The organism is Nocardia sp. NPDC052254, from assembly GCF_040679495.1.
Lineage (GTDB): Bacteria > Actinomycetota > Actinomycetes > Mycobacteriales > Mycobacteriaceae > Nocardia.
The window spans coordinates 315,819-340,851 of the sequence record NZ_JBFAUW010000007.1 but is presented as its reverse complement, the minus strand read 5'-3'; the positions used below and the strand labels follow the sequence as shown (position 1 = coordinate 340,851).

The following is a 25,033-nucleotide window of genomic DNA, read 5'->3' as shown; positions in this document are numbered from 1 at the left end:
GCCGTCAGGAAGGATTTCCATGTCGACAAGCACGCGAGCGCACACGCAGCTCCCCGCATTTCTCGACGGTCGCGCCAAACGTCTGCTGATCGGCGGCCGGTGGGAGGAAGCGGCCGCGGGACAGACCTTCACCAGCATCGATCCGTCCACCGGTGTGGTCATCGCCGAACTCGCCGCCGCCGATGCCGCCGACGCCGATCGTGCGGTCACCGCGGCACGGGCGGCGCTCTCGGGCCCGTGGCGGACATTCTCTCCACGTGATCGCCAAGCTCTGCTGTGGGCGTTCGCCGAGAAGGTGCAGGAGCATTTCGACGAACTGCGTCTGCTCGAGGCACTGGATATGGGAGCACCGCTGGGACGCCGCCGCCCCGGCAGCAAGGCCTGGGAGGCCGAGGTCCTGCGGTATTACGCCGGCTGGGCCACCAAGATCCACGGTGAGACGCTCCCGAATTCGATTCCCGGATCGGTGTTCAGCTACACGGTCCGCGAACCCGTCGGGGTGGTCGCCGCGATCGTGCCGTGGAACCGGCCGGTGGCCAATGCGGTATGGAAGATCGCCCCGGTCCTGGCGACCGGATGCACCCTCGTGCTCAAACCCGCCGAGGAGGCGAGTCTGGCCGCGCTGCGTCTCGGTGAACTACTGGGCGAGATCGGCATTCCCGACGGTGTGGTGAACATCGTGACCGGTGCCGGGGAGAGCATCGGCGCCGCCCTGACCGTGCACCCGGAGGTGGACAAGATCGCGTTCACCGGATCGACGGCGGTGGGCCGCGAGATCATCCGCTCGTCCGCGGACACGCTCAAGCGGGTCTCGGTGGAGCTGGGCGGCAAATCTCCCGATGTCGTGTTCGCCGACGCCGATCTGAGCAAAGCGATCCCCGGAGCCGGAATGGGCGTGTTCTCGAATTCCGGCCAAACCTGTTGCGCCGGAACGCGTATCTTCGTCGAGCGACCGGTCTACGACGAATTCGTCGATGGTCTCTCGGATTTCGCGCGATCGCTGGCGGTGGGCAACAGTCTCGACCCGAAGACGAAGATCGGGCCGTTGGTGTCGCGGCGGCAATTGGACCGGGTCTGTGACTATCTCGCGGTCGGACCGGCCGAGGGGGTGCGTACCACCGCCGGGGGTTCCCGCATCGATTCCGGGGAACTGGCCGCGGGCTATTTCGTGGAGCCCACCGTCTTCGCCGATGTGAGCGACCAGATGCGGGTGGCCCGCGAGGAGATCTTCGGGCCGGTGGCGTGTGTGCTTCCGTTCGACACCCTGGACGAGGTCGCGCTGCGGGCCAACGACTCGGAATACGGCCTGGCCGGTGGCATCTGGACGCGCGACATCGGCACCGGGCACAAGCTGGCCGGGATGCTGCGCACCGGCACGGTGTGGGTCAACACCATGTTGCTGTTCGATCCGGCGGTGCCGTTCGGCGGATACAAGATGAGCGGATACGGGCGCGAGATGGGCCCGCATTCACTCGACGAGTACCTGGAGGTCAAGTCGGTGTGGATCAACACCGACTGACCGCGCCGAAAAGCCGAGGGCCGCCGGACATCCGGCGGTCCTCGGCTTTTCGGCATCGTTCAGCTTCGCAGCAGACGCCCGGACGAGGTCTCGATGACATCCACACCCTCGGTCCTGGCCTCGACACCGTTGACCCACATGTGCCGCACGCCGGTGCTGTGCACCACCAGCCGATCCGCGCCGCCGGGCTGGTCGTAGACCCGCTCGATCGGGCTGGTGCCGATGGTTTCCGGATCGAAGGCCACCAGATCCGCGAAGTATCCCTCCCGGACCAGGCCACGTTCGCGGATCCGGAAGGCGTGTGCGGGCTGGCCGGTCAGCCGCCACACCGCGTCCTCGAGCCGGATGGCCTTGCGCTCGCGCACCCAATGACCCAGCAGATGCGTGGAATAGCAGGCATCACAGAGCTGGCTGGCGTGCGCACCCGCGTCCGACAGGCCCAGAATGGTGCGCTTGTCCGCCAGCAGATCGCCGATCTCGTCGTCGCCGTCGTTGTCGAGCACCACCCGGAACCTGGTGGCCATGTCGTCGGCGAGCGCGATGTCGAGCATCAGATCGAAGGCGGTGGTTCCGCGTTCGGTTGCCAAGCGGTCCAAGGGAATTCCCACGGCGTCCGGATCGATCACGGTTTCCTCGACCGCGACCTTGGGCCACCGATGCGCCCAGGCGGCCAGGGTGCTGGACCGGGCACGCGCACGCCAGGCCGGATCCCGGTAGAGGGCGGCGCGCTCCTCACGTGGGAGGGCGAGCACTTCCTTCCATTCGTCGATCTCGCCCAGCGGCGCCGGATCGGCCAGGCTGACCTGCATGACGATCGGACGGCACGCGATCTGGGGGTACACCTCCCCCGGCAGCGCACCGCCGCGTTCGACCGTGCGCATGGCCGCACCGGGTTTGTCCGCGCGCGCGACCAGCGCCGTCCAGGTCACCGGAATGCCGTAGCGCACCGAAAGATCCGAGAACTGATTGACGAACATGCCGGGCCCGATGGACACCTGCAGGATGCCCTTGCCCGCGGCGCCCAATTCGGCTGCGAGCGCGTCGACTTCGTCGACCTCGGCGAAGCGGCTGGGCACCGGCCGGCCGAACGCGCCCTGATGTGCGGGCTGGCGCGAGGTCGACAGTCCGACCGCGCCCGCCGCGACCGCCTCGCGCACCAGAGCCCGCATGGTGTCGAGTTCCGCGGGCGTCGCCGCCCGCTCCTCACCGCCGAGCACGAACAGGCGCAACGGTGTATGTCCCAGGAACGCGGCCACATTCAGTCGTTTGCGGCGCTGCTCGAGCGCATCGAGATACTGCGGAAAGGTCTCGAAGCACCAGTCGATTCCGGCATCGAGTGCCTCCATCGACATGCCTTCGACGTTTTCCAGTGTGCGCACGATGATTTCGCGATGCGGCGGCCGGGTCGGCGCGACACCGAAACCGCAGTTGCCCATGACCACTGTGGTGACGCCGTGCCAGCAGGACGGAGTGAGGTCTCCGTCCCACAGGATCTGGGCGTCGTAATGGGTGTGGATGTCGATGAAACCCGGTGCGAGCGTGAGCCCGTCGAGATCGACGACCCGGGTACCGGACTCGGGGGCGAGTTCGCCGGGCCCGGCGACGGCGGTGATGCGGTCACCGGTCACCGCGACGTCGGCGGCCCGGCCGGGATCGCCGCTTCCGTCGACCAGCCAGGCTCGGCGCAGCAACAGATCCATGGGTCCTCCGATCGATTCGTATCAACTTGGTGGAGCGGGATTCTCAGCCTTCGCGCGGCGCACGCGCAGCCGCCAGCGCATCCTCGAAGCCCCGGTGCAGATGTTGCGGCGCGGGTTCGTTGCGGCCGAAGACGATGGTGTCCAGTACCCCGGCCCGGATCCCCGGTTCGGTACGCCCGGCTACCCAGAAATCCTCGCCGTCGACGACGGTTTCGCAGATCCACGGGGCCATGTCGACCGTCTTGGCCCGCTCCTCGTCGCTGAGATCGGGACGCAGATAGGTACTGTGCACGACATCGGAGCTGTCCGCGTCGACCGGCACGATCTGCCACAGTTCCAGGTGGCGGCTGTCGAAGGTCAGGCTCGTATTCGGGAACAGCGCGTACTGCAGGCTGATGTGCCCCATCACGTCCCCCCACCGCTCGTCGGGGGTATCGCGCAGTTCGTCGATGGAACGTAGTGCCGAGCAGTTGCGCAGGTGCCGGCCGAACGGATCGAAGGTCAGTACGCCGCCGTAGGCGTACTTGGCCAGCGTCTTGCGGTGCAGGAAGCGGAAGTGGTAATTCTCGCGGAAGGTGTCGAGCGTGACCTTCCAGTTGGCCGCGACCCGGTGGACATGCGGCTCGCCGTACATCTCCCAGTCCGCGAAGTCGAGCATCGCGAGTTCGTCGACCAGGCCGGGGCCGAGATATTCCTCCACATCCAGCGCCGGCCCCGGACGCAACGACCCGACGATCAGCCCGTACCCCTCAGCGACGGGCAGCTCGACAAGTCCCTTGCGCTCGAAACACATTCCCGTGAAAGCTTCCTCCACGGGCACCGCGACGAGTGCGCCGTCGAGGTCGTAGGTCCACGAATGGAACGGGCAGGCGAAGCGGCTGCGCGCACCGGCGCCGTCGACCACACGCACACCGCGATGACGGCAGGCGTTGGCGAAGGCGCGGACACGGCCATCGGTGTTGCGCGTCAACAGAACCGGCACACCACACAGATCGACAGTGCGATAGGTCCCCGGATGCGGCAGCGCCCCGGACAGGCACAGCACCAGCGGATGTCCGCGGAACAACACATCGAATTCCTCGGCGTGCCGGGCCTCGGAATAGATATCGGTCGGCAACTCGAGGATGTCCGGCGCGAGATCGGTACTGCCCGCATCGATGTGGTCGAGCAATCGGCGCGCGAGGCCGTGTTCAAGCGCTTGCCTGTCCATAACAAACTCCACCCGAAACTTCAGACCCGAAGGACGGTCACATAGGAGCTTAGAGGGTGATTACTTACTCTGCAAGGAAATGCTCATACCGGCAGCTACCTGGAGAAACGTTTCCTCTCCATGTCGCTCAACCGGTGTCACCGTCTGCACATTAGGATAAAGTGTGTACCCACTCACCACGCCGATCGCCACCGGCGTATCCACCCCGGAAACGAGGAGGCATCGTGGCCAGAACCACGACGACGGGACGATCCACGAGCCCGGCCGGCGCCGCGGGGAGCGCACCGCCGGTACGCCGGCGGCTCACCGCCGAAGCCCGCAAGAGTTCGATCCTGGCCGCCGCCCGCCGCGCCTTCAGCGAGACCGGCGACATGAACGGCACCACGGTCAAGATGATCGCCGAGCACAGCGGTATCAGCGAGGGAATCATCTACCGGCACTTCGAGAGTAAGGATCAGCTGTTCTTCGAGGCGGTGGTGGAGCCACTGAAGACCGCCGTCGACGATCTGGTCGCCGCGACCGCCATCGTCGACCGCGATCAGCCGCTGACCCCGCAACGCCAGCTCGATACCCTCAAAGGCCTGTACCGCCAGCTCATTTCGACCCTCGACGAGGTGCTGCCCCTGCTGGGCCTCGTACTGTTCGGCGATCCACAGGTGGCGCGGCGGTTCTACCGGGAGAACTTCGCCGCCGCGATGGACCGGCTGGCGGAGGCCTGGCGCGAGGTCGAGGATCGCTACGGCTTCCACTTCGAATCCCCCGATATCTCCGCACGGGCCGTGATGGGCATGGCCCTGATGCAAGCCCTCGAGACCCGGCACGGCACGGCCAAGAAGGCCGAGCGTGACCGGGCCGTCACGCTGATCAGCGAGGGCACCGTCAAGGGATTCTTCCCGGTGATCGAAGGAGCCGAATCCGATGAGCACACAGCATGATTCACCGGCCGGCGGCTTGGCGATCGTGACCGAGCTGTCCCGGCGGTTCGCCGCCGGTGACGGCGCGGGGGCACTGGCACTGTTCCACCCGGAGATCCGGATCGAACAACCACTGTCGCTCCCCCACGGGGGCAGCTATCACGGGCACGCCGGTGTGGCCGCCATGGGCGAATCCTTCGGGCGGTACTGGGAACGCAGCATCGACAACCCACGCATCTTCGGCTCCGACGACGCGGTCGTCCAGTTGACCACGCAGACCTGGACGGCCCTGGAGTCCGGCCGCCACGCCACGGTCGACGTGGTCGAACTGTTCTCCTTCACCGACGGGATGGTTCGCGAGATCCGGGTGTTCCAGCAGGACACCCACGCCCTGCTGGCAACCCTCGAGCCCTGAGAAGTGTGGCGGCCGAACAGTTTCCGGCCGCCGCACCGCTGCTCAGACCTCCAGCACCACGGCGGTCCCCATCCCACCGCCCGCGCACATCGCCGCGACACCGATGCCGCCGCCGCGCCGCCGCAGTTCGTGCACCAGGCTCAGCACCATCCGGGTGCCGGTCATGGCGACGGGATGCCCCAGGCTGCAACCACTTCCGAGGACATTCACCGTGTTCTCGTCGAGCCCGAGCGTGTCGGTCGCGGCGACCGCGACCGACGCGAAAGCCTCGTTGATCTCCCACAGCGCCACATCGGAAACCCCGAGACCGGCACGGTCGAGGACCTTCTCGATCGCCGGCGCGGGCGCCAGGCCGGTGTCGGCGGGCGGCAGGCCCACCGAGGCCCACGCCCGCACCACGGCGAGCGGTTCGATACCCCGCGCCCGCGCCACCGAGCGATCGGCGACCACCACGGCACCGGCCGCATCGTTGACGCCCGCTGCGTTACCGGCGGTGATGCTGAAGCCGTCGATGTCGGGATGTAGCGGCTTCAATGACGCGAGTTTCTCCAATGACGAAGTGCGCCTGGGATGTTCGTCGACGGCGAAGGTGACCGTGGCCCCGTCGCCGCGGGTGACCTGGATCGGCACGATCTCATCGGTGAAGCTGCCGGCATCGATCGCCGCGATGGCACGCTGATGGGAGCGCAACGCCCACTCGTCCATGCGCGCGCGACTGATCCCGGCCTTGGCCGCGGCATTCCATCCGACGGTGATCGACATGTCACGGACCGGGGCATCGGGGGTCTCGCAGTGACTCGGGGCGAGCCAATCCTCTTCCCACTCCGCGCTGCCCGGAATTCGCCGATTCACCTTGGGCGCGGTCGAACTCGACTGCACTCCCCCGGCGACCACGATCCGGTCCATTCCCGACATGATCGAGGCCGCGGCACTCTGCAATGTCGACAGTCCGGAGGCACAGTGCCGGTTGTGGGCGATCCCCGGCGCATTCACCAGCCCCGCCTCGATCGCGACATAGCGGCCGATCGCGCCGCCGCCGTAGAGGGATTCGCCGAGGACGACATCGTCGACGGTGTCGGGATCGACCCCCGCACGCCGGACCGCCTCGGCGACGACGGCCGTACCCAGCACGAAAGGATCGGTTTCGGTCAGTGAACCCTTGTATGCCGTCCCGATCGCCGTGCGAGCGCCCGAAATGATCACGGCCTCATGGCTCATGGGTGTCTCCTTCTTCTTCGTACCCAGCGGCCCATCCGCGGGCAATGCTCAACGGGCGGCGACCAGCCGGCCGGGGACCGCACCGGTCAGTTCGTCGTGATCCACCAGCACCCGGCCGTTGACCAGCGTGTAGTCGTAGCCGCGCGCCCGCTGGACGAACCGGTGGGCACCGAGCGGGAAGTCCGATGCCATCCGCGGCGCGAACAGATCGAGATTGTCCAGATCGATGACGTTCACATCGGCGTACGCGCCCGGCGCCAGGACGCCACGATCGGCGATGCCGAACAGGTCGGCGGCATCGACGGTCAGCCGCCGGATCGCGGGGCCGATCTTCAGCAATTCCCGGTCTCGCACCCAATGCCGCAGAAAATAGGTCGAGTTGCCCGCATCCATGGTGAGCGCGACGTGCGCGCCCGCATCGGCGACGCCGAGTACGACGTCGGAGTTGGTGATCATGCTCGCCACGGCGTCGAGGTCCTGATTGAGCACCGGGTAGTACAGCAGGCCCAGCCCCGCCGTCTCGAGGGTGTAATCGATGAACGCGGCCGCGGCGCTGACCCCGCGCCGCTTCGCCTCGGCGGCCAGGCTGTTGTCCGGCCCGACGTCGTAGGCGGCCGAACCAGGCGGCAGCAGATACATTTTCGCCGGGTCCTTGGGGGCGAGCGGACCCGACGCCTCCGAGGGGCGCTCGGCCTCCTCGATCATGCGGGCCCGGATCTCGCCGAGAGCGAGCATCTCCAGCCGGACACCGGTCGGCTCGGCCATCACCTCCGACCAGGTGGGCAGCGCGTCGTAGGGCGTGCGACCGGCGATGCCGTACACGATGGCGCTGCCTCGCACCGCGGTCATCGGCCGCAGATCGGCACCACGCGACCGGGCGGCGGCGGTCTGCTCCATCACCCACGCCCACAGGCCGGGACGGCGGTCGCTCTGCATGATCGAGAAGGTCAGCGGCCGTCGCGATGCCAGGCTCACCGCCTCCATCCAGTCCATCTCCGCGCGGGAGTTCGCCCGATCCGCGCCATCACGCTCGCCGATGCGCGGCACCACCTGGAAGGTGCCGCGGCCGCGCTCGGCCAATACACCCGCGATCGCGGACAACTCCGCCACGTCGGCGAAGGTGCCGGGCACCGGGCGCCCGTCGGGCACGGTGTGCATGTAGGTGCGGGAGGTGGAAAAGCCCAGTGCGCCACCGTCTATCGCCTCGGCGACCAGCGCGGCCATCGCGGCCCTGTCCTCGGCGGTGGCGGGCGCCTCGTCCAGGCTGCGTTCGCCCATCACGTAGTAGCGCAGGGCGGCATGGCCGACCAGGCCGCCCACATTCACACCGAGAGCGCGATCACCGACGGTCTTCAGATAGTCACCGTAGGTCTGCCAGCCCCAGTCCAAACCGGCCATGATCGTATCGGCGGGGATGTCCTCCACCGATTCCATCATCGCGGCCAGATATCCTTCCTGCCCCGGACGCACCGGCGCGAAGGTGACGCCGCAGTTGCCCATCACCACGCTCGTGACGCCCTGGTAGCACGACGGCGTCGCCAGCGGATCCCAGAACAGCTGGGCATCCAGATGGGTGTGCACATCGATGAATCCGGGCGTGACCAACCGGCCCGACGCATCGATCTGCCGGCGCGCGGAACCGAGATCGGGACCGATCTCCGCGATCCGGTCCCCGTCGATCGCCACATCCGCGCGACGAGGCGGAGCGCCCGTTCCGTCGACCACGTCCCCACCGCGAATCACGATGTCATGCATGGTTTTCCATCCTTCCCGGTGCGGGCAGACCGAGCTCGAGTAAGCATGTACTCACTCAACATAACCCCTGAAAGGCTCGCATATCACCGGGTACCGTGAGAAAGTAGGTACTTACTTGCAAACGCCAGACGTCCGGAACCCGGTTCCGGTACGCAGATCGCAGGAGTCGACGTGGGATCGATGGACGGCCGCACGGCGCTGGTGACCGGCGCCAGTCGCGGAATCGGGCAGCGGATCGCCGAACGTTTCGCGGCCGAGGGCGCGGCAGTGGCCGTGGTGGCCCGCACCGCCGAGCCCGGAACCTCGGCACTACCCGGTTCGATCGAGGAGGTCGTGGCCGGCATCCAGGCCCACGGCGGCCGGGCCGCCGCCATTCGCGCCGATCTGACCGTGCCCGCGGAGGTCGAGACGATCGTCGCGCGAGCACAGGAGGCACTGGGCCCGATCGACACCCTGGTCAACAATGCCGGTGTGAACTTCTACGGCCCGGCGCTCGACATCCGCCCCAGCCGCTACGCCCTGATGTTCCAGATGATGGTGCACACGCCGTTCCGGCTGTGCCAGTTGGCGATTCCCGGCATGATCGAGCGCGGTCACGGCTGGATCCTCAACATCACCTCCAAGCAGGCACGCCACCCGCTGGGCCCGCCGTATCCGGAGTGGGCGGCGGATGGATGCGTGCCGTACGGCATGTGCAAATCGGCGCTGGACCGCCTGACCACCGGACTGGCCGCCGAGGTGTACGGCACCGGCGTCCGGATCAACTGCCTGGGCACCTCCGGGCTGGTCATGACACCCGGGGTGGCCGTGGTCTCCCCCCACACTCCCGACAACACCCCGGTGGAACCGGACGATGCGATGGCCGAAGCGGCTGTGGTGCTGTGCAATTCCCGCGCGGACACCGGCCGCATCACCTACAGCATGGAATTGCTGGGCCGCCCGTTCCCCGACGGCCCCTGGGCCCTGTCGGCCACCTACTGACCCCCGGAGGACGACCATGAACGTAACCGTCGACACCAACCGCTGCGAGGGCCACGCCCGCTGCTGGGAGATCTGCCCGGAGGTCTTCGAACTCGACGACGAGGGCCACGGCCGCGCCCTCGTCTCCGAAGTACCCACCGAACTCGCCGAGCGGGCCCAGGAGGCCGCCGACAACTGCCCCGAGCGGGCGATCACGATCGACTGAACCGGAAATGCGCCCGGCATCGCGAGTTGCCGGCGAACTCACCTCGTTCTTCGCACCACCCCAACGGAATTCGTCGGTCCGATCGTCCGGGTCAGCGCAGTTCCAGCAGCGACCGTCCGGACCGGATGAACACCCGAGCGCCGACAGTGCCCAGCACACTCGCGTGCGCGGCCACCAACTCGGCGACGGTCAGCCGCGCATGTCCTCGTTCAGCGATACGGATTCCCGCTCCCCACTGGACATCTCGGCCACCAGGCGCAGGCCGCCGTCCCGCGCGGTGCGGCGAACCCGATTCACACTCGGCACCTGGCCGGTCACCTCGACGAACAGTTGCGCGATGGTGGTACCGGCGTGTTCCGAGCGGTCGATCACCGCCACGTCCACCACGTCGGAGAAACGTTTCCGGGAAAATTGGGCCCGGAAACCCGTGCGTGCGGCGGTGGCCGCGTCGGCACCGTGGATCGCGCCCGTCAGGTCCGAGGCGAGCAGCGTTTTCACCCCCATGGGATGAATTCTCCTGTCCGCCATCATGTTCGCGATCACCGCGATCTCGGGATCGAGCAGTTCGGTCAGTGCGCGCAGGTAGTCGGGCAGGAGGCGATCCGGGACGGACATGAGCTTGCCGTGCACATCGGTCGCCTCGAAGGCCAGTCCGATGTAGTTGCCCTTGCTCTTGCTCATCTTGGCGCCGGTGCCGTCGGTGCCCTCGATGAGTCCGGTGGCGACCACGATCTGCGGCGTCTGCCCGTGGTTCTCCATCACCCGGCGGCACATCTGCATGTTGAGCAGCTGGTCGAGGCCACCGAGTTCGATATCCGCCGCGACCGCGACCGAGTCCAGCGCCATGACGACCGAGTAGAACAATTCGGCCATGGTGAGCCCGCTGCCGGCGCCGAGCCGATTGCGGAAGTCCTCGCGTTGCAGCGCCGACGACAGGGGGATCTGCTCCAGCACACCGATGAGTTGCGGAAGTGTGCACTCCGCCAGCCATTCGCTGTTGTTCCTGAACTCGGCACGGTCGAAGTCGAAAAACGGGGCCGCCTGCTGTCGGTAGGACGCCATGTTGCGCCGGATGTCGTCGTCGGTGAGCGGTGGCCGGTCGGCGACCCGGCCGGTGGGGTCCCCGATCTTCGCGATGATGTCCCCCACGATGAACACCACCCGATGCCCCATCCGCTGCAGCCGGCCGGCCACGATCATCGGCACGGCGTGCCCCAGATGGATATCGGCGGCGGTGGGATCGATGCCGAATTTGACGGTCAAGCGCCGGCCTTCGGTTCGCGCCGACGCCAGCAGCTCACCGAGCCGATCCACCGAGGGGAGCAGTTCCCGGGTGCGGCCGGCGATCAAGGACGCCTGCTCGGTGGGGGACAGATCTGTGAGTGCGGTCGCCCGACGATCCGCGAGGATCGCGAGGATGGCATCGAGTTGCTGCCCATCGCGCAATTCCGGTGCGTCCATGAGGATTTTCATGAGCGCGGCGTGTGATCTACCGAGCTGTGTACTGGTGTCGATCATGTGTGTTCCTGTTCCCATCGGATGCGGTCGGCTGATCTGAGCTCGCGGGTGTGGACACTCGAGCGATCTGCTGGGAACGGCGGCGGAACAGCGAGGCGCCGATGCCGCGGAGGTGACCGGGCGAATTCACCGGCTGGAACGGCACGGCGCGTTCGACTCGGAATACCTTGCTGCCGCGGAGTCCTGATCCTGCTCCAGGATGCTGTGAACCGTCGAATCAGCAGTCGCTTGCGGGCGATGAGCCCGAGTGCCACAACCCGTTTCGGTGTGCCACGTGAGCGACTGCGATCAATATCGGTTCACTGCTCATGCCTCCTACGGCTTCGATCAGGCCATACTAGCGCTCGAACCGGGTCACCACGACGGCCTGTCGGTGCACCCTCCGAGGAGTCCGACCATCGACACCGCGAACACGAAAAGAGCGTCCGCAGGATCCACCTGCGGACGCCCTCGGGGACCAGCGGCCTACGACTCGGGAATCGACGCCGGGTCCGCCGGGGTGAAGTTGTACACCCGCGAGGCATTGCCGACAGTGATCTTGTCCTGCACGTCCTGTGGCAGGTGGCCCAGCCATTTGCCGGCCATCTGCACGGTGTCCGGCCAGGTCGAGTCCGAATGCGGGTAATCGCATTCCAGCATCACATTGTCCTCACCGATGATGTCCAGCAATCGGATTCCGGCCTGGTCCTCGATGAAGGTGCCGAATACGTGGTCACGGAACAGCCGCCGGATATCGGTGTCGAGATCGAAGGTGGCCGCCCCCTTCTCCTCACCGCGCTCGTGCGTGGCGTTCATGCTGATGTCGAAGCGTGACGCCCAGAAACGCTGCTTGTCGACGACCTGTTCGGCCCGTTCGAGGAAGTAGGGGATCCAGCCGATCGAGCCCTCCGACAGCGCGATCTTCAGATTCGGATGCTTCACGAAGTTTCCGCTGAACAACCAATCCAGCAGTGTGCCGGCCTGATTGGCGGCCGCCGAGTAGGCCATGAAGGCCAGCGTCGGCATGTCCTCGGAGGTCCGGATCATATTGGACGAGGAGCCCACGTGCATCGAGACAACGGATCCGGTGTCGTTGCAGGCCTGGAATACCGGATCCCAGAAGTCGGTGTGAATCGAGGGCAGCCCGAGTTTCGTCGGATTCTCCGAGAAGGCAATGGATTTCGCGCCCAGGGCCGCGGTGCGCTCGATCTCGGCCGCGGCGGCCACCGGATCCCACAGCGGGATGATCATCATCGGAATGAACCGGCCCGGATAGGCCTGGGCGAATTCCTCGAGAATGAAATCGTTCCAGGCGCGCACGCACAGCAGTGCGAGCTCCTTGTCCTTGGCCTCGTGGAAGATCTGTCCGCAGTAGCGCGGCAGGGAGGGAAACAGCATCGACGACAGCACATGCCCCTGATTCATATCGGCCACGCGCGCCGCGGGGTCGTAGCAACCCAGCCGCATCTCCTCGTACGTGATCGGCTCGGGCGAGAACTCCTCACGCTTCTTGCCGGCGACGGCGTTCAAGCCGGTGGTGACGATCTGACGATCCTCGTACACCCAGAATTCCGACTTGCCCTCCCGGACGATCCGAGGTCCGGTCTCGCGCCATTTCTCCGGCAACCGCTCCTGCCACAGCCGCGCCGGCTCGATGAGATGGTCATCAACCGATATGAACCAGCTGAACGACATGGGATCTCCCAACTCCGGTAACAAAGCGAATACTTACATACAAGGTAGCGGGAGAACGTGCCCGGCGCCAGGGCAGATGACGATTCGTTGCGGCCTCGCGCCCACTCCCTCCCCGATTCAGACGATGACCGTGCGCACCCCTTCGGCACTCGACAGCAACGCCATGCCCTTGTTGATCTCATCGAGCGAAATGCGGTGGGTGATCATCGATCCCAGATCGAGCCGGCCGGACTCGGCGAGCCGGATGAAGCGCGGGAAGTCACGCAGGATCTGCGCGCCGCCGACCACCGAACCCGCGATCCGCTTGCCGGAGAACACCGTCGAGATCGCCGGCAGTGTGAGCACATCGGTGGTTGCGGGCATGCCCACCAGCGTGACCACACCCTCCACCCGGGCCATATCGACGGCTTGGGTGACCAGTTCGGGCCGGCCGACCACCTCGAAGGTGTAATCGGCACCCCGCCCGCCGGTGAGCGCGCGCACCTGCGCCACCGGATCGCCGTCGCCCGGATCGACGGTGTGCGTGGCTCCCACACCGAGGCTCGCCTCCCGGCGCCCGGCCATGGGATCGACGGCGATGACGGTGGCGGCGCCGGCGATGTGAGCCCCCTGGATCACCGACTGCCCCACCCCGCCACAGCCGATCACCGCGACCGACGATCCCGGCGTCACCCCTGCGGTATTGAGCGCGGCACCGAGTCCGGTGGTGACCCCGCAGCCGAGCAGGGCGAGCTGCTCATCGGCCAGATCGGTGTGAACCGCCACCACCGACGCCTCGTGTACGACCATCGCCTCGGCGAACGTCCCGCAGCCACACACCGCCGCGGCGAGCCGGCCGTCGGCGAGCTGGAATCGCTTCTGGGCCTTGACTTCCGCATTGAGTTCACAGTGGTTCGACATCCCGTTCACACACGACCAGCACTGCCCGCACGCCGGAGTGACCGAGGCGAGCACCCGATCGCCCACCTTCACCCGCCGCACCTCGGAGCCGACCTCCTCCACCACTCCACAGCCCTCGTGCCCCGGGACGATCGGCAGCGGCAGTGGCGACAGACCATTGATCACATTCATATCGGTATGGCAGATACCGCTGGCCGACAGCCGGACCACCACATCGTGCGGCCCGGGTTCCGGAAGGGGCAGATCTTCGATTTCGAGGGACTGGCCGACCTCGTAGGCGACTACGACTTTCACTGCATACCTCTGACGAATCGTTCGGACACACGGCGCGGACCACCGCGTCGTCGCTGAATCAAGCGAGTGCTCACTCATATTAAGAGGGCGGCGGCCGTCTCGGCGGCAATTCGCCACCGTCTCGCCGGTGAACCGGGCGCGACCTTGACATCTTCTACCCTCGATGCCAAGTTAGTAACTGTGTGCTCACTTACTGCGGGCCCACTTCCCCTGTCGACGGGCACTTCCGGAGGTAGCGCAGCGATGGAATACGGGTTGATCGATGCCGACGGGCACTACTACGAATCCGACGACTGCTTCTCACGCCATATCGAGTCGCGATTCGCCGACCGCACCATCCGGGTGCGGCGTGGCGACGACGGACTGGGCCGAATCTTCCTGCGGCAGCAGCGCACCTTCATGAGCGTGATGCCCGGCGACTACGCCTCGGCGCCCGGCGCGCTGCAGGGCCTTTTCGTGGGCGGAGTCGCCGAGGGCTTCACCCATCGCGAGGTCGTCACCTCGAAGGACCACCCGGAATTCGCCGATCGCAAGGCCCGGCTCGCGGTACTGGACGAGCAGGGCGTGGACGCCACGCTGATGCTGCCGACGATGGGCGTGGCCGTGGAGTACGACCTGCGCGACGACATCGATCTCACCTACGCGAGCCTGCGCGCATTCAACCGCTGGCTGGAGGACGACTGGGGTTACGGCGCGGACGGCCGCCTGTTCGGCGTGCCGATGCTGTCACTGCTCGATATCGACGAGGCGGTACGGGAGTTGCATCGGGTGATCGACGCCGGCGCGCGCATGGTCCACCTGTGCCCCGGGCCGATCGCGGGCCACTCCCCCGCCGACCCGATCTTCGATCCGTTCTGGGCCACCGTCTCCGATGCCGGAATTCCCGTGGTGTTCCACGTATCCAACAGTGGTTACCAGCATTTCTACGGAACACACTGGTCGGAGAACCCCGACAATCCCTCCCATCAGCAGTCCCCGTTGCAATGGGCACTGTGCAACACCGAGCGCCCGGTCGTCGACACCCTCATCGCCCTGACCCTGCACAACCTGTTCGGCCGCCATCCGGGAGTCAAGATCGTCTCCATCGAGAACGGCTCGAATTGGCTACGGCCACTGCTCAAGACGATCGACAAGGCCGCCGCGCTGGGCCGCCGCGGGCCGATGCTGGGCGGCACCCTCCCACCCCGCCCGAGCGAAGCACTCGCCGAGCACCTGTGGGTGTGCCCGTTCCCCGAAGACGACGTCCACGACCTGATCGACGCCATCGGCCCCGAGCACGTCCTGTTCGGCTCCGACTACCCGCACCCGGAGGGGTTGCGCGAACCGCGGGACTATCTGCCCCGGCTGGAAACCTGCGATCCGACGGTGCGCCATCAGGTGCTGCGGGGCAACACCGCGGCATTGCTCGGATTGAGCTGAGGAACCGATTCGGGCAACTGCGGCACGTGCCATGGCTGCATCCGGCCGTGTCATCGCCGCCCAGCGCCCGGTCACCATCCTCACCTCCGACCCCGAAGACCTCACATTGTCGTGCGGGGCGAGGATCGAGATCGTCACGGTGTGAGAACACCGGCGCTGTCGTGATTCACAGCTGTTTCACCACCGCGCCGGACTCGTCGAGCATGGTGATCGACGGTGTTCCGTCCGGGGCGACCAGCAGTTGAATTCGCGGGCGCCCCTGCGGATCACACAGGAACAGCCCGGTTCCGTGCTCGGTGTCGACGAACAGATGTACGCCGGGCGGATGGACCGCCTCTTCCAGCGGCGCTTTCGCATCCCCGAGGTGCGTCATGCTCAACGCTGCACCGCCGGATTCGCCTTCCCAATTGGCGCCCAGGTGAATCGCATCGCCATTGGGATAATCGAACGAGATCATGGCGTCGCTGCTCCCGGCGATGATGCCGCCCTTCTCATCGCCGTTCTCGTCATTGAACAGCAGATACGTCACCTCCGGCGAACCCTGCCTGGTCTCGGCGGGATAGGTCTTGCCGCCCAATATGATCGGCGGTTTACGCGCCGACATCAGCAATCGCTGCTTCCCGCGCTTGTCGACCACCGTGAACGACTCTTCGGCAGCCGACGGCTTTTCCTCCCCGCCAATACTTTTCGCCGCGCCCACCCCGACTCCGACACCTGCCGCGGCCACCGCAGAACCCAGAACAACCGAGCGCCTGCTGACCTTCCCCTTCGGCTTGCTCTCGTCCGTCACCGCTCGATCATATTGGCACACCATTCCGGCCGCGGGCGTTCACCGCCGGCTCAGACGGTGCGAAAGCCACGCCTCGATATCCCCACGAGCGGCGGCGGCCATACCGGTGGAGCGGAAGGTGAATGCGTGCCGGGACTCGGGGTACACCCGGATGTCCACATCGTTTCGCGCGGCGGAGAGCCGGACCGCGAGAGCGAGACTGTCCTCCAGCACCGGATCCGATTCCCCGATGATCAACAGAGTCGGCGGTAGGTCACGGAGATCTCCGTAGAGCGGGGAGATATCCGGGTCGGTTCGATCGCCGACATGACCGGCGTATGCCTCGATGAAGTACTCGTCGGCATACAATGCGCCGCCGGGAGACCGGCCACTGAGATCGTAGGCGCCGAACTGCAGGACGGCCCCGGAGAACCGATCTGCCAGGCCCCGATCCCGCAGGCGCAGCAGCGTTGTCATGGCCAGATTGGCTCCGCACGATGCGCCGCCGATCGCGAGTCGCGTCGTTCCGAACAACGACTCGGCTCGCTCGATCAACCAGAGCGCCACGGTTTCACAGTCGTCGGGCGCCGCGGGCCACGGACTTTCCGGCGCCAGCCGGTAATCGACGCTCACCACCGCCAACCCGAGGGCATCCGCCAGCGCGGCATTGCGAGCATCGTTGTCCGCGGCCGAGCCGAGATAGAAGCCACCGGCATGGATGTCGAGACAGGCACCGCGGACTTCGGTATCGCGCGCAACGGTGATCCGCACCGGTACTCGATGTCCGTCGCGTTCAGCGATGCGCGATTCGGCCCGCCCGGCCGAAGGGGCGGCCCGGCCGGAACGAACCTTGTGCAGCTCTTCGAAACTCGCCGGTCCGACACCAGCTTTCGATGCCTCGTTGAATCGCCTGCTCTCCTCGATATGGGCGTCGAGTTTCGCATCCATCAACCGCCCCAGTCCGATTTCCATATCGCTCCGTCCACCTCGCGCACCGTGCCCGTCGCGGGAATGCAAACAGCCGGAGCTCGAGGTGGCAAACAACCGATGCGGGGCGTCACACAACTATCGGTTGCCCCCGCAGGTCACGTGTCGTTCGAGTCGCCCTGTCCTGCCACAACCGGTCGCGGTCATGTGGTCGACATCAGCCGTTCGCCGATGTCGACTGCGCACCGGCGTCGACGCTGCCGGGATGTGCGACGCAACGACTGGAGGGTGGTGTCTCGTCCACCAGCTGGAGGGGCCGACTCACTCCAGCTGACGCACCACCTTCGTGGCGATCAGTTCGTCCACGCGACTCTCGTCGAATCCCAGCTCGAGCAGCACTTCCGTCGTGTGCTCACCGACACCCGGGATCATCAGCCGTGGGCCGCCGGTGACGTCGGGGCCGGAGCGCAGGAGCGGGCCGATCTGTTCGAAGTAGCCCCAGTCCGCGGTGGGGAAGCCGACGACGCGGCCGAGCTGGCGGTTCACCGGGTCGTCGAGGATCGCGTGGCGGAAACCGTTGCGGTCCATGGCTTCCACGGATTCGGCGAACAGCTTCGCCGCGCGCAGGCGGGCCACCCATCCGGCCGCGGGCGCTTGCGCGAAGGCCGCCTCGAGCACTGGTTCGACCGCCCTGGCCGCGGCGTCACTCGGCCCGCCGCGAAGCGGAACATAGTGTCCCAGATCGACTTCGGTGAGCTCGCCCAGTCGACGCCAGGACTCGGGATCGGCGACGACGAGTGCGAACCACCGATCGTCGCTGCCGCGATACAGGCGATAGCCGGGGCCGTAGCCCGTCTGGTCGTGGTCCAGCGATGGGCCGCCGACGAGTTCGCCGTCGCGCACGAAAACACCGCTGTGCATGAGCATTCCGGCACCCAGCAGGCTCGTCACCACTTGCTGCCCATGTCCCCGCACGGCCCGGCAGTACAGCCCGAGCGCGATTCCGGCGGCGGCCACCCAGCCGCCGGCCATATCGATCGGGATCCAGGTCGCCGCCAGCGGTGCGTTGCCGGCACCACCGACCGCGCGTTCGAAACCGGTGAGCGCCTGCATGAGTGCGTCGTTGCCCGGATAGGCGGCGCGCGGGCCCGAGGCGCCGAACGCGCTCGCATGGCAGTGGACGGCGTTCGGGTTCAGCCGGGCGACGGTGTCCGCGTCGATGCCCAGCCTTTCGGCGACGCCGACCCGGAAGTTGTGCAGCACCACATCCGCCGAGGCGAGCAGTTTCTCGACCACCGGGCGCGCCTCGGGTGCGTTGATATCCATTGCCAGACTGCGCTTTCCGCGCTGGCAGGCCGCGACCGCATAGGCGGCGGCACGCATCGCCTCACCGCCGGGCGGCTCGATCTTGATCACTTCGGCGCCCAGGTCCGCCAGGACCTCGGCGGCCAGCGGCCCGGCCACGAAGGCGGAGAAGTCCACCACCCGCAGGCCCGCGAAAAGTCCTGCGGCACCACGCGTTCGAGGAGGTTCGGGCGCGTCGGGCACCGGTCGCAGGGGCCGGATCTCGAACGGCGAGCCCATCATCAGATCCTCGTGGCCCTGCTCGGAACGCACCACCGCCAGACCGGTTTCGACGGTGTGCCCGTCGCGCAGCACCTCGCCCGGGCCCAGCACGGGTTCACAGGCGACACCCGCCGCACGCAATCGCTCGACCCACACATCACGCGGCTGGGTCGCGAAGAACGATGTCCAGCGTTTCGCCCGGTCCTGCAGTTTGCCGCTGGTCTGATCGGTGTAATACCCGTCCGGACTGGGCTCGTCGCCGAGCACCTCGATCACCGCGCGATACATTCCCTTACCGCCGAACCACACCTGCAGCAGTTCACCGTCGCCACAGCGGTACATGAAGTTCGGGAAGGTCGAGCCGTGTTCCCAATAGGATTCGACCTCGGGCGCGGCCCGCTCGGAACGGCCGATCATGCAGCCGAGGGTGGCGAGCATGCCGTCGTAGAGCGAGGTTTCACTCCAACCGCCCGCCCCGGTGCCGACGCGACGGCGCAGCAGCGCGAAGATCGAGGTCAGCAGCAGGAAGGCGGCGCCCATTCCGGCGGCGCGCACATCGGTGAAGATCGGCCCGCGGCGATGCCCTTCCAACTGTGAGCAGAATCCGGCACGCGCTTCCACCAGGAGTCCGAAGTCCTCGGCGATTCCGGCTTCGGTGCGGCTCGGGCGGCAGCGGCCGTAGACGAGTGCGGGATTGGTCGCGGCGCAGTCACGGAAACCGAGACCCCGGGCTTCCACCAAATCTTCCGGACCGTAGACCAGCGCGACATCCGCGGTGTTCAGCACCTCGGCGATCTCGGCCACATCGCCGGTGGTGACGATGCGCTTGTCGCGATGCCACACCCGCCCCCACGGCACCTCGGCGTCGATCGGCACCTCGTCGCCGACTATCCGCACCACCTCCGCCCCGAGCCCCGCCAGCAGCATGCCGGGTAATCCACCGGCCGGCCCGAGTCCGAGATCACTGACCCCGACCGCGACCTCGACTACCGTCAGCCCTGCGCAGGGCCGTTCGCTACGCATGATCACATCCCTTTCGAACCACCGGTTCGCTCAGCCGAAAGCGCACCGGCACAGCGGTATTCACATGCTCATCGAGCAATCTCGGCGGGCACTTCCAGGCGTGGCAGCACCTCTTCGGCCGCGAGCCGCACCACCTCGAGGGTGTCGGTCCGGGTCGCCGGGGCGATGATGAAATGCCGCACCCCGGCATCGACGTATTCCTGCAGCCGCACCGCGACCTCGTCGGGTGTGCCGGCGGGCGCTATCCGGTTCAGCATCGCGCCGGGCTTGTCCCCGTAGGCGCCACCGAGGAAGTCCGCCACCTCCTCGCGGGCGCGGTCACCGTCGCGGCGGACCGAGCAGTACAGATACATGGTCCATTCGAATCCGGTCAGATCGCGGCCGATCGCGTCGGCCTCGGCGCGAATGGCCGTCACCGAGCGGGCGTAGGCATGGGGCGACATCAGATACGGCATCCAGCCGTCACCCCGGCGCGCGGCGCGGCGCACCGCCGGCCCCTTCCGGCCCGACACGATCAACGGCGGGCCGCCCGGGCGCATGGACGCGGCGTCGTCGGATGTCCGGACCGGGCGCAGGTGCAGATCCCGGAACCGGAAGTGCGTGCCCTCGTGGTCGACCGGCTCGTCGCGCCAGAGTGCGCGCAGCACATCCATGGCCTCGTCGGTGCGGGGCCCACGTTCGGACAGCGGCACCCCGACGGCCTCGAATTCGTGGCGGAACTCCCCGCCCACGCCGAGGCCCACGCTCACCCGCCCACCCGAGCGGGCATCCAGGTCGGCGAGCTGTTTGGCGACTATCACCGGGTGATACAGCGGCAGCAGCAGGGTCGCGGTTCCGACCCGGACGCGTTCGGTCCATGCGACCATCAGCGACAGGCGCGTGATCGCCTCCCCGGTGGGACTCGGCGGCACAATGTGGCCGCCCTGCCAGATCGAGTCGATGGGCAGACGTTCGGCAGCGGCCAGCCAGTCCCGATCCGGTTCCGGCATCGCGGCTGCCCCGAAGACGATGTGGTCGGCAGACATCCGACTCCTTCGGCGAGCAGTGCATCGGGCCCGATCGGCACCGACTACCCGTAAGATAGCAAATGCTCACTTATCATGATAGTGGTTGTAGGCAAGGAACCACTCGCAGCGGAGGCCGGATGAACGCGAAACCTGGTATCCCGCCGATGGTCACCGAGGAGACCGCTCCCTTCTGGGAGGGCGCCGCCGCCGGTAGGTTGCTGGTCGAGCATTGCCATTCCTGCGGTGCCGATTCCTTTCCGCCGCGCGGGATCTGCCGCCGGTGCCGCAAACGCGAACCCACGTTCGTCGAAATCACCGGAACAGGAACGGTTTACAGCTACACGGTCAACTACCAGCGCTGGCTTCCGAACCTCGAGGTGCCCTACGCGATCGTGCTGGTGGAGTTTCCCGGACATCCCGGCATCCGAGTCGCCGGAAGGTTGCGAGGCTGCGATCCGGAGCAGGTGATGATCGGAATGCCGGTCGAGATCGGCTTCGAACCCGGCCCCGACGACGTCGCCGTGCCGAGCTTTCTGGCCGCGGATTCGGACGGGGCGCCGTGAGCACCGAACCGTTCGAACATCGTGCCGTCGTCTCCGGTGTGGGGCAGTCCGCGATCGCCCGTCAAGTGGATCGCTCGGGGCTGCAATTGACGCTCGACGCCATTCTCGCCGCGATCGACGACGCCGGTCTGACCGTCGACGATATCGACGGCCTGGCGATGTTTCCCGGCGGTGGCGTCGCCAACCTGCCCGGATACGCCAACGGCAATCTCTATGAGGTCCAGGACGCACTGCGCATCGAGACCAGCTGGCGGCAGGGGCTGGTGGAGGGAATGGCCCTGCCGTTCTACGGTCCGGCGCAAGCCGTCGCCACCGGGCAGGCCCGGCATGTGGTCATCTGGCGCACGGTCAAGGAAGGCAGTGCCGCGCGCCGTGCCGGTGGCCGGCCCGCCTACGGCTCCACCAAACCGATGGCCGAGGGTCCACAGGCCTGGTTGCTGCCGATCGGGATGCTGTCCCCGGTCTGCCAGATCGCCCCCTTCGCGACGCGGTACATGTACGAATACGGGCTCACCCGTGCGCAATTGGCGTGGATTCCGGTCACCCAGCGCACCCATGCCGCCCTCAATCCGGACGCGGTGTACCGCAAGCCGCTGACGGTCGAGGACTATCTCGCGGCCCGGATGATCTCTTCGCCGCTGTGCCTGTTCGACTGCGATGTTCCCGCCGACGGCGCCACGGCGATCGTCGTCTCCGCCGCGGACACCGCCGCCGATCTGCGGGCACCGGTCCGCATCGAGGCGATGGCCGGTGTGGTGGACGGCCGCCCGGCCTGGGATCAGTGGGAGGACATGGGCCGCGTCGGCCATGCCACCGCCGCGGCACTGTGGGCACGCACCGGTCTACGCCCCGCCGATGTCGATGTGGCACAGCTCTACGACGGTTTCAGCATCGAGGCGATCTGGTGGCTGGAGGCAATGGGCTTCTGCGGCACCGGTGAGGCCGGGGCGTTCATCGAGGGCGGCGCTCGCATCGCCCTCGACGGTGAGCTGCCGCTCAACACCTGGGGTGGGCAGTTGTCCGGGGGCCGGCTGCACGCCGGATTCGGCCACACCGCGGAGGCGGTGCGACAGCTGCGCGGTGAAGCGGGCGCCCGGCAGGTCGCCGGCGCCGAGGTCGCGGCAGTGACCAATGTCGGCGGCATCGAGGCCGGCGCGGCACTTCTGACCCGCTGGTGAAAGAGAACAGAGGAGACAAGCCATGGTGGAACGTCCCGGCCGGGTGGACGGCAAGGTCGCGATCGTCACAGGTGCGGGGTCCACGCCCGGCCCCGGTATCGGCACCGGTAAGGCGACGGCGGTCGCTCTTGCCCGCGAGGGCGCCAGCGTTCTGCTGGTCGACCGCTATGCCGAACGCGCTGAACAGACCCTGCGGATGATCGAGGACGAGGGCGGTAAGGCCGCGGTGTTCGCCGCCGACCTCACCGAGGCGCGGTCCTGTGCGGCCATGGTGAAGACCGCGATCGACACCTTCGGCGGCCTGCACATCCTGGTGAACAATATCGGCCTGGCCGCGGTCGGCACGGTCGTCGACGTCTCCGAGGCCGACTGGGACCGCTCCTTCGACATCAACCTGCGCACCGCGTTCCTGGCATCCAAATACGCGGTACCGGTGCTGGCCGAGGGCGGCGGCGGTTCGATCGTGAACATCTCCTCGATCTCGGCGCTGCGCGGTGACGGGACGGTCGCCTACTCCGCGGCCAAGGGCGGCCTGATCGCCATGACGGTCGATATGGCGTATTCCCATGGCCGCCAAGGCATTCGGGTCAATGCCATCGCCCCCGGGCACATCACCACTCCGATGGTGCTGTCGGTGTCGGCGCCGGGACCGCGCGCCGAGTTCATGAACACCATGCGCTCGGAGGCCGGGCTGCTGGGCTCCCCCGGCGACGGCTGGGACGTGGCCTGGGCGGCGGCCTTCCTGGCCAGCGACGAGGCGCGGTGGATCACCGGCGTCACGCTGCCGGTGGAGTCCGGCGTTCTGAGCGTGACCCCGTTGATGATGGCGCCGCATCTGCGCGGCGTCCCCGACCCGGCCGATGCCCAGCCGCCGGCACCGGAATCCGGCCACTGAGTTCGGCGAACTGTTGTACATCGCGCCGCCGGACTCTAGAGTAAGTAAGTAAACACTCTCATATTTGAATAATCTCCCTGGTACAGAAGGAGTTCGGGATGGCTGACCCCGTTGGCGCCGGAGCCGCCCTGTGTGAGCGATATGCGGTCGCCGATGTCGACTCCCACATCATCGAGCCGGCTGATCTGTGGACCGCACGGATATCGAAGAAGTGGGGCGATCTCGTTCCGCACGTTCGCTTCCACGAACGGCGGCAAGAGGACTACTGGTACATCGGCGACAAGAAGCTCTACGGTGTGGGCGCGTTCGCGCAAGCGAAATGGCCGGAATTCCCGCCGTCGCATCCGAAGAAGCTGTCCGAGGCATTCCCCGCCGCGCTGGACGCCAAGGAACGGCTGGCCTATATGGACGAGGTCGGGATCTACTACCAGGTGATGTATCCGAACATCCTCGGATTCCACAGTCACGTGTTCCTCAACCAGATGCCGCACGAGCTGGCCACCGAATGCGTTCGCGCCTACAACGACTGGCTGGCGGAATGGTGCTCGGCGGATTCGCGGCGGCTGGTTCCGATGATGATGTTGCCTTTCTGGGACATCGACGAATCGGTCATCGAGATGAAGCGGGCCCACGAATTGGGCCACAAGGGTGTGCTTTTCGCCGCCCGCTACGACAAGGTGGGCCTGCCCAGGCTGGTCGACGACTACTGGGAGCCGTTGCTCGGCCAGGCCCAGGACATGGGCCTGTCGATGAACTTCCACGTCGGATTCCTCAACAACCCCGATGATCTCAAGGGAGCGGTCGACCAGTCGCAGAAGCTCGACTTCACCAAGGAGAGTGCACTGGTCCTGCTGGGCAACGCGCAGAACGTCGCCGAGGTGGTGGTCAGCGGCGTGTGTCACCGGTATCCGAATCTGAACTTCGTCTCGGTGGAGAACGGAGCCGGCTGGTTGCCCTTCCTGGGCGAGAGTATGGACTGGCAGTGGCTCAATGTGGGTGCGCACCACGAATATCCGGACCGCCTGTTGCCGAGCGAATACATGAACCGGCAGGTCTATGGCATGTACTGGTTCGAGAACCGGTCATTGCGGCCGGTGATCGAGCAACTGGCCGACAATCTGATGTTCGAGACCGACTTCCCGCACGCCACCAGCCTGTCGCCCGGGCCGGCATCGGAGTCACCGAGCCCGCGCGACATCATCGAGCGCTCACTGACCGGAATTCCGGACGAGACGGTGGCGAAGGTGTTGCAGCACACCGCGACCAGGCTCTACAACCTGGACCCGCCACAGCGAAACTGACCGGGACCGGAGACCACCCGGCGACGGCGGTGTGCCTGACCGATGCCGGTCGCGCACACCGCCGGCCGGTTGGACGACACAG

General features: G+C 66.9%; 21 protein-coding genes. 10 read left to right on the top strand and 11 right to left on the bottom strand.

From position 1 onward, the window contains the following. Positions 1–19: 19 nt before the first annotated feature. Positions 20–1,519 carry an aldehyde dehydrogenase family protein gene (locus tag AB0L57_RS20345; protein ID WP_364964237.1) on the top strand — a complete coding sequence of 500 codons (1,500 nt, stop codon included), beginning with the start codon at positions 20–22 and terminating at the stop codon, positions 1,517–1,519. A gap of 59 nt (positions 1,520–1,578) precedes the next feature. Here AB0L57_RS20345 and AB0L57_RS20340 read toward each other — a convergent pair whose 3' ends face one another. Beyond that, complete coding sequence (locus tag AB0L57_RS20340) at positions 1,579–3,219, bottom strand: amidohydrolase family protein (RefSeq protein WP_364964235.1); 1,641 nt, start codon at positions 3,217–3,219, stop codon at positions 1,579–1,581. A 43-nt stretch (positions 3,220–3,262) separates the two neighbouring features. Beyond that, on the bottom strand, positions 3,263–4,429 hold the full coding sequence (locus AB0L57_RS20335; RefSeq protein ID WP_364964233.1) for an SRPBCC family protein: 1,167 nt from the start codon (positions 4,427–4,429) through the stop codon (positions 3,263–3,265). Between the two features lie 224 nt (positions 4,430–4,653). On the opposite strand from AB0L57_RS20335, the gene AB0L57_RS20330 reads away from it, so the two are divergent. Next, positions 4,654–5,364, top strand: coding sequence for a helix-turn-helix domain-containing protein (locus AB0L57_RS20330; RefSeq protein WP_364964231.1), 711 nt, complete (start codon positions 4,654–4,656; stop codon positions 5,362–5,364). Continuing rightward, a complete protein-coding gene (locus AB0L57_RS20325) occupies positions 5,348–5,758 on the top strand; it encodes a nuclear transport factor 2 family protein (RefSeq protein ID WP_364964228.1) in 411 nt (136 codons plus the stop codon). Before AB0L57_RS20330 ends, AB0L57_RS20325 begins: the two co-directional genes overlap by 17 nt. Positions 5,759–5,800: 42 nt before the next feature. On the opposite strand, the gene AB0L57_RS20320 is transcribed toward AB0L57_RS20325, so the two are convergent. Further along, a complete protein-coding gene (locus tag AB0L57_RS20320) occupies positions 5,801–6,976 on the bottom strand; it encodes a thiolase family protein (protein ID WP_364964225.1) in 1,176 nt (391 codons plus the stop codon). A gap of 48 nt (positions 6,977–7,024) precedes the next feature. Further along, positions 7,025–8,731, bottom strand: a complete 1,707-nt coding sequence (locus AB0L57_RS20315; RefSeq protein ID WP_364964222.1) for an amidohydrolase family protein — start codon at positions 8,729–8,731, stop codon at positions 7,025–7,027. A 180-nt stretch (positions 8,732–8,911) separates the two neighbouring features. On the opposite strand from AB0L57_RS20315, the gene AB0L57_RS20310 reads away from it, so the two are divergent. Together AB0L57_RS20310 and AB0L57_RS20305 are read left to right on the top strand one after the other, a co-directional pair. Continuing rightward, on the top strand, positions 8,912–9,712 hold the full coding sequence (locus AB0L57_RS20310) for an SDR family NAD(P)-dependent oxidoreductase (protein ID WP_364964331.1): 801 nt from the start codon (positions 8,912–8,914) through the stop codon (positions 9,710–9,712). Between the two features lie 16 nt (positions 9,713–9,728). Then, the gene (locus AB0L57_RS20305; protein ID WP_364964220.1) at positions 9,729–9,917 is read left to right on the top strand and encodes a ferredoxin; all 189 of its coding nucleotides are present in this window, start codon (positions 9,729–9,731) and stop codon (positions 9,915–9,917) included. A gap of 189 nt (positions 9,918–10,106) precedes the next feature. Here the strand turns inward: AB0L57_RS20305 and tyrS are convergent, their stop codons facing one another. The 3 genes from tyrS to AB0L57_RS20290 form a co-directional block, all read right to left on the bottom strand. Beyond that, positions 10,107–11,435, bottom strand: coding sequence for a tyrosine--tRNA ligase (gene tyrS / locus AB0L57_RS20300; RefSeq protein ID WP_364964217.1), 1,329 nt, complete (start codon positions 11,433–11,435; stop codon positions 10,107–10,109). Positions 11,436–11,900: 465 nt separating this feature from the next. Next, on the bottom strand, positions 11,901–13,109 hold the full coding sequence (locus AB0L57_RS20295) for an amidohydrolase family protein (RefSeq protein WP_364964214.1): 1,209 nt from the start codon (positions 13,107–13,109) through the stop codon (positions 11,901–11,903). 117 nt (positions 13,110–13,226) lie between these two features. Further along, complete coding sequence (locus tag AB0L57_RS20290; protein ID WP_364964212.1) at positions 13,227–14,303, bottom strand: Zn-dependent alcohol dehydrogenase; 1,077 nt, start codon at positions 14,301–14,303, stop codon at positions 13,227–13,229. A 243-nt stretch (positions 14,304–14,546) separates the two neighbouring features. Here AB0L57_RS20290 and AB0L57_RS20285 point away from each other — a divergent pair, with 243 nt between their 5' ends. Continuing rightward, on the top strand, positions 14,547–15,722 hold the full coding sequence (locus tag AB0L57_RS20285) for an amidohydrolase family protein (RefSeq protein ID WP_364964210.1): 1,176 nt from the start codon (positions 14,547–14,549) through the stop codon (positions 15,720–15,722). A gap of 166 nt (positions 15,723–15,888) precedes the next feature. On the opposite strand, the gene AB0L57_RS20280 is transcribed toward AB0L57_RS20285, so the two are convergent. The 4 genes from AB0L57_RS20280 to AB0L57_RS20265 all read right to left on the bottom strand — a co-directional run bounded on the left by AB0L57_RS20280 (position 15,889) and on the right by AB0L57_RS20265 (position 21,032). Continuing rightward, on the bottom strand, positions 15,889–16,422 hold the full coding sequence (locus AB0L57_RS20280; RefSeq protein WP_364964207.1) for a hypothetical protein: 534 nt from the start codon (positions 16,420–16,422) through the stop codon (positions 15,889–15,891). Between the two features lie 129 nt (positions 16,423–16,551). Then, positions 16,552–17,463 carry an alpha/beta hydrolase fold domain-containing protein gene (locus AB0L57_RS20275; protein WP_364964205.1) on the bottom strand — a complete coding sequence of 304 codons (912 nt, stop codon included), beginning with the start codon at positions 17,461–17,463 and terminating at the stop codon, positions 16,552–16,554. A 276-nt stretch (positions 17,464–17,739) separates the two neighbouring features. Next, complete coding sequence (locus tag AB0L57_RS20270; protein WP_364964203.1) at positions 17,740–20,007, bottom strand: CoA transferase; 2,268 nt, start codon at positions 20,005–20,007, stop codon at positions 17,740–17,742. Positions 20,008–20,075: 68 nt separating this feature from the next. Then, positions 20,076–21,032: an LLM class flavin-dependent oxidoreductase gene (locus AB0L57_RS20265; RefSeq protein WP_364964200.1), complete on the bottom strand. Its 957-nt coding sequence runs from the start codon at positions 21,030–21,032 to the stop codon at positions 20,076–20,078. A gap of 119 nt (positions 21,033–21,151) precedes the next feature. On the opposite strand from AB0L57_RS20265, the gene AB0L57_RS20260 reads away from it, so the two are divergent. The 4 genes from AB0L57_RS20260 (at position 21,152) to AB0L57_RS20245 (ending at position 24,951) form a co-directional block, all read left to right on the top strand. After that, complete coding sequence (locus tag AB0L57_RS20260; protein ID WP_364964196.1) at positions 21,152–21,577, top strand: OB-fold domain-containing protein; 426 nt, start codon at positions 21,152–21,154, stop codon at positions 21,575–21,577. Further along, on the top strand, positions 21,574–22,755 hold the full coding sequence (locus AB0L57_RS20255) for a thiolase family protein (protein ID WP_364964194.1): 1,182 nt from the start codon (positions 21,574–21,576) through the stop codon (positions 22,753–22,755). Before AB0L57_RS20260 ends, AB0L57_RS20255 begins: the two co-directional genes overlap by 4 nt. 22 nt (positions 22,756–22,777) lie before the next feature. Then, a complete protein-coding gene (locus AB0L57_RS20250; RefSeq protein WP_364964192.1) occupies positions 22,778–23,650 on the top strand; it encodes an SDR family NAD(P)-dependent oxidoreductase in 873 nt (290 codons plus the stop codon). Between the two features lie 98 nt (positions 23,651–23,748). Then, positions 23,749–24,951 carry an amidohydrolase family protein gene (locus AB0L57_RS20245; RefSeq protein ID WP_364964190.1) on the top strand — a complete coding sequence of 401 codons (1,203 nt, stop codon included), beginning with the start codon at positions 23,749–23,751 and terminating at the stop codon, positions 24,949–24,951. The last annotated feature ends 82 nt before the right edge of the window (positions 24,952–25,033 follow it).

What these genes read in the sequence shown, in the direction of transcription:
- AB0L57_RS20285 (WP_364964210.1), top strand. Translation starts at nt 14,547, where the DNA reads ATGGAATACGGGTTGATCGATGCCGACGGGCACTACTACGAATCCGAC.
- AB0L57_RS20345 (WP_364964237.1), top strand. Translation starts at nt 20, where the DNA reads ATGTCGACAAGCACGCGAGCGCACACGCAGCTCCCCGCATTTCTCGAC.
- AB0L57_RS20260 (WP_364964196.1), top strand. Translation starts at nt 21,152, where the DNA reads ATGAACGCGAAACCTGGTATCCCGCCGATGGTCACCGAGGAGACCGCT.
- AB0L57_RS20325 (WP_364964228.1), top strand. Translation starts at nt 5,348, where the DNA reads ATGAGCACACAGCATGATTCACCGGCCGGCGGCTTGGCGATCGTGACC.
- AB0L57_RS20305 (WP_364964220.1), top strand. Translation starts at nt 9,729, where the DNA reads ATGAACGTAACCGTCGACACCAACCGCTGCGAGGGCCACGCCCGCTGC.
- AB0L57_RS20265 (WP_364964200.1), bottom strand. Translation starts at nt 21,032, where the DNA reads ATGTCTGCCGACCACATCGTCTTCGGGGCAGCCGCGATGCCGGAACCG.
- AB0L57_RS20250 (WP_364964192.1), top strand. Translation starts at nt 22,778, where the DNA reads ATGGTGGAACGTCCCGGCCGGGTGGACGGCAAGGTCGCGATCGTCACA.
- AB0L57_RS20295 (WP_364964214.1), bottom strand. Translation starts at nt 13,109, where the DNA reads ATGTCGTTCAGCTGGTTCATATCGGTTGATGACCATCTCATCGAGCCG.
- tyrS (WP_364964217.1), bottom strand. Translation starts at nt 11,435, where the DNA reads ATGATCGACACCAGTACACAGCTCGGTAGATCACACGCCGCGCTCATG.
- AB0L57_RS20315 (WP_364964222.1), bottom strand. Translation starts at nt 8,731, where the DNA reads ATGCATGACATCGTGATTCGCGGTGGGGACGTGGTCGACGGAACGGGC.
- AB0L57_RS20270 (WP_364964203.1), bottom strand. Translation starts at nt 20,007, where the DNA reads ATGCGTAGCGAACGGCCCTGCGCAGGGCTGACGGTAGTCGAGGTCGCG.
- AB0L57_RS20245 (WP_364964190.1), top strand. Translation starts at nt 23,749, where the DNA reads ATGGCTGACCCCGTTGGCGCCGGAGCCGCCCTGTGTGAGCGATATGCG.
- AB0L57_RS20340 (WP_364964235.1), bottom strand. Translation starts at nt 3,219, where the DNA reads ATGGATCTGTTGCTGCGCCGAGCCTGGCTGGTCGACGGAAGCGGCGAT.
- AB0L57_RS20335 (WP_364964233.1), bottom strand. Translation starts at nt 4,429, where the DNA reads ATGGACAGGCAAGCGCTTGAACACGGCCTCGCGCGCCGATTGCTCGAC.
- AB0L57_RS20275 (WP_364964205.1), bottom strand. Translation starts at nt 17,463, where the DNA reads ATGGAAATCGGACTGGGGCGGTTGATGGATGCGAAACTCGACGCCCAT.
- AB0L57_RS20320 (WP_364964225.1), bottom strand. Translation starts at nt 6,976, where the DNA reads ATGAGCCATGAGGCCGTGATCATTTCGGGCGCTCGCACGGCGATCGGG.
- AB0L57_RS20310 (WP_364964331.1), top strand. Translation starts at nt 8,912, where the DNA reads ATGGACGGCCGCACGGCGCTGGTGACCGGCGCCAGTCGCGGAATCGGG.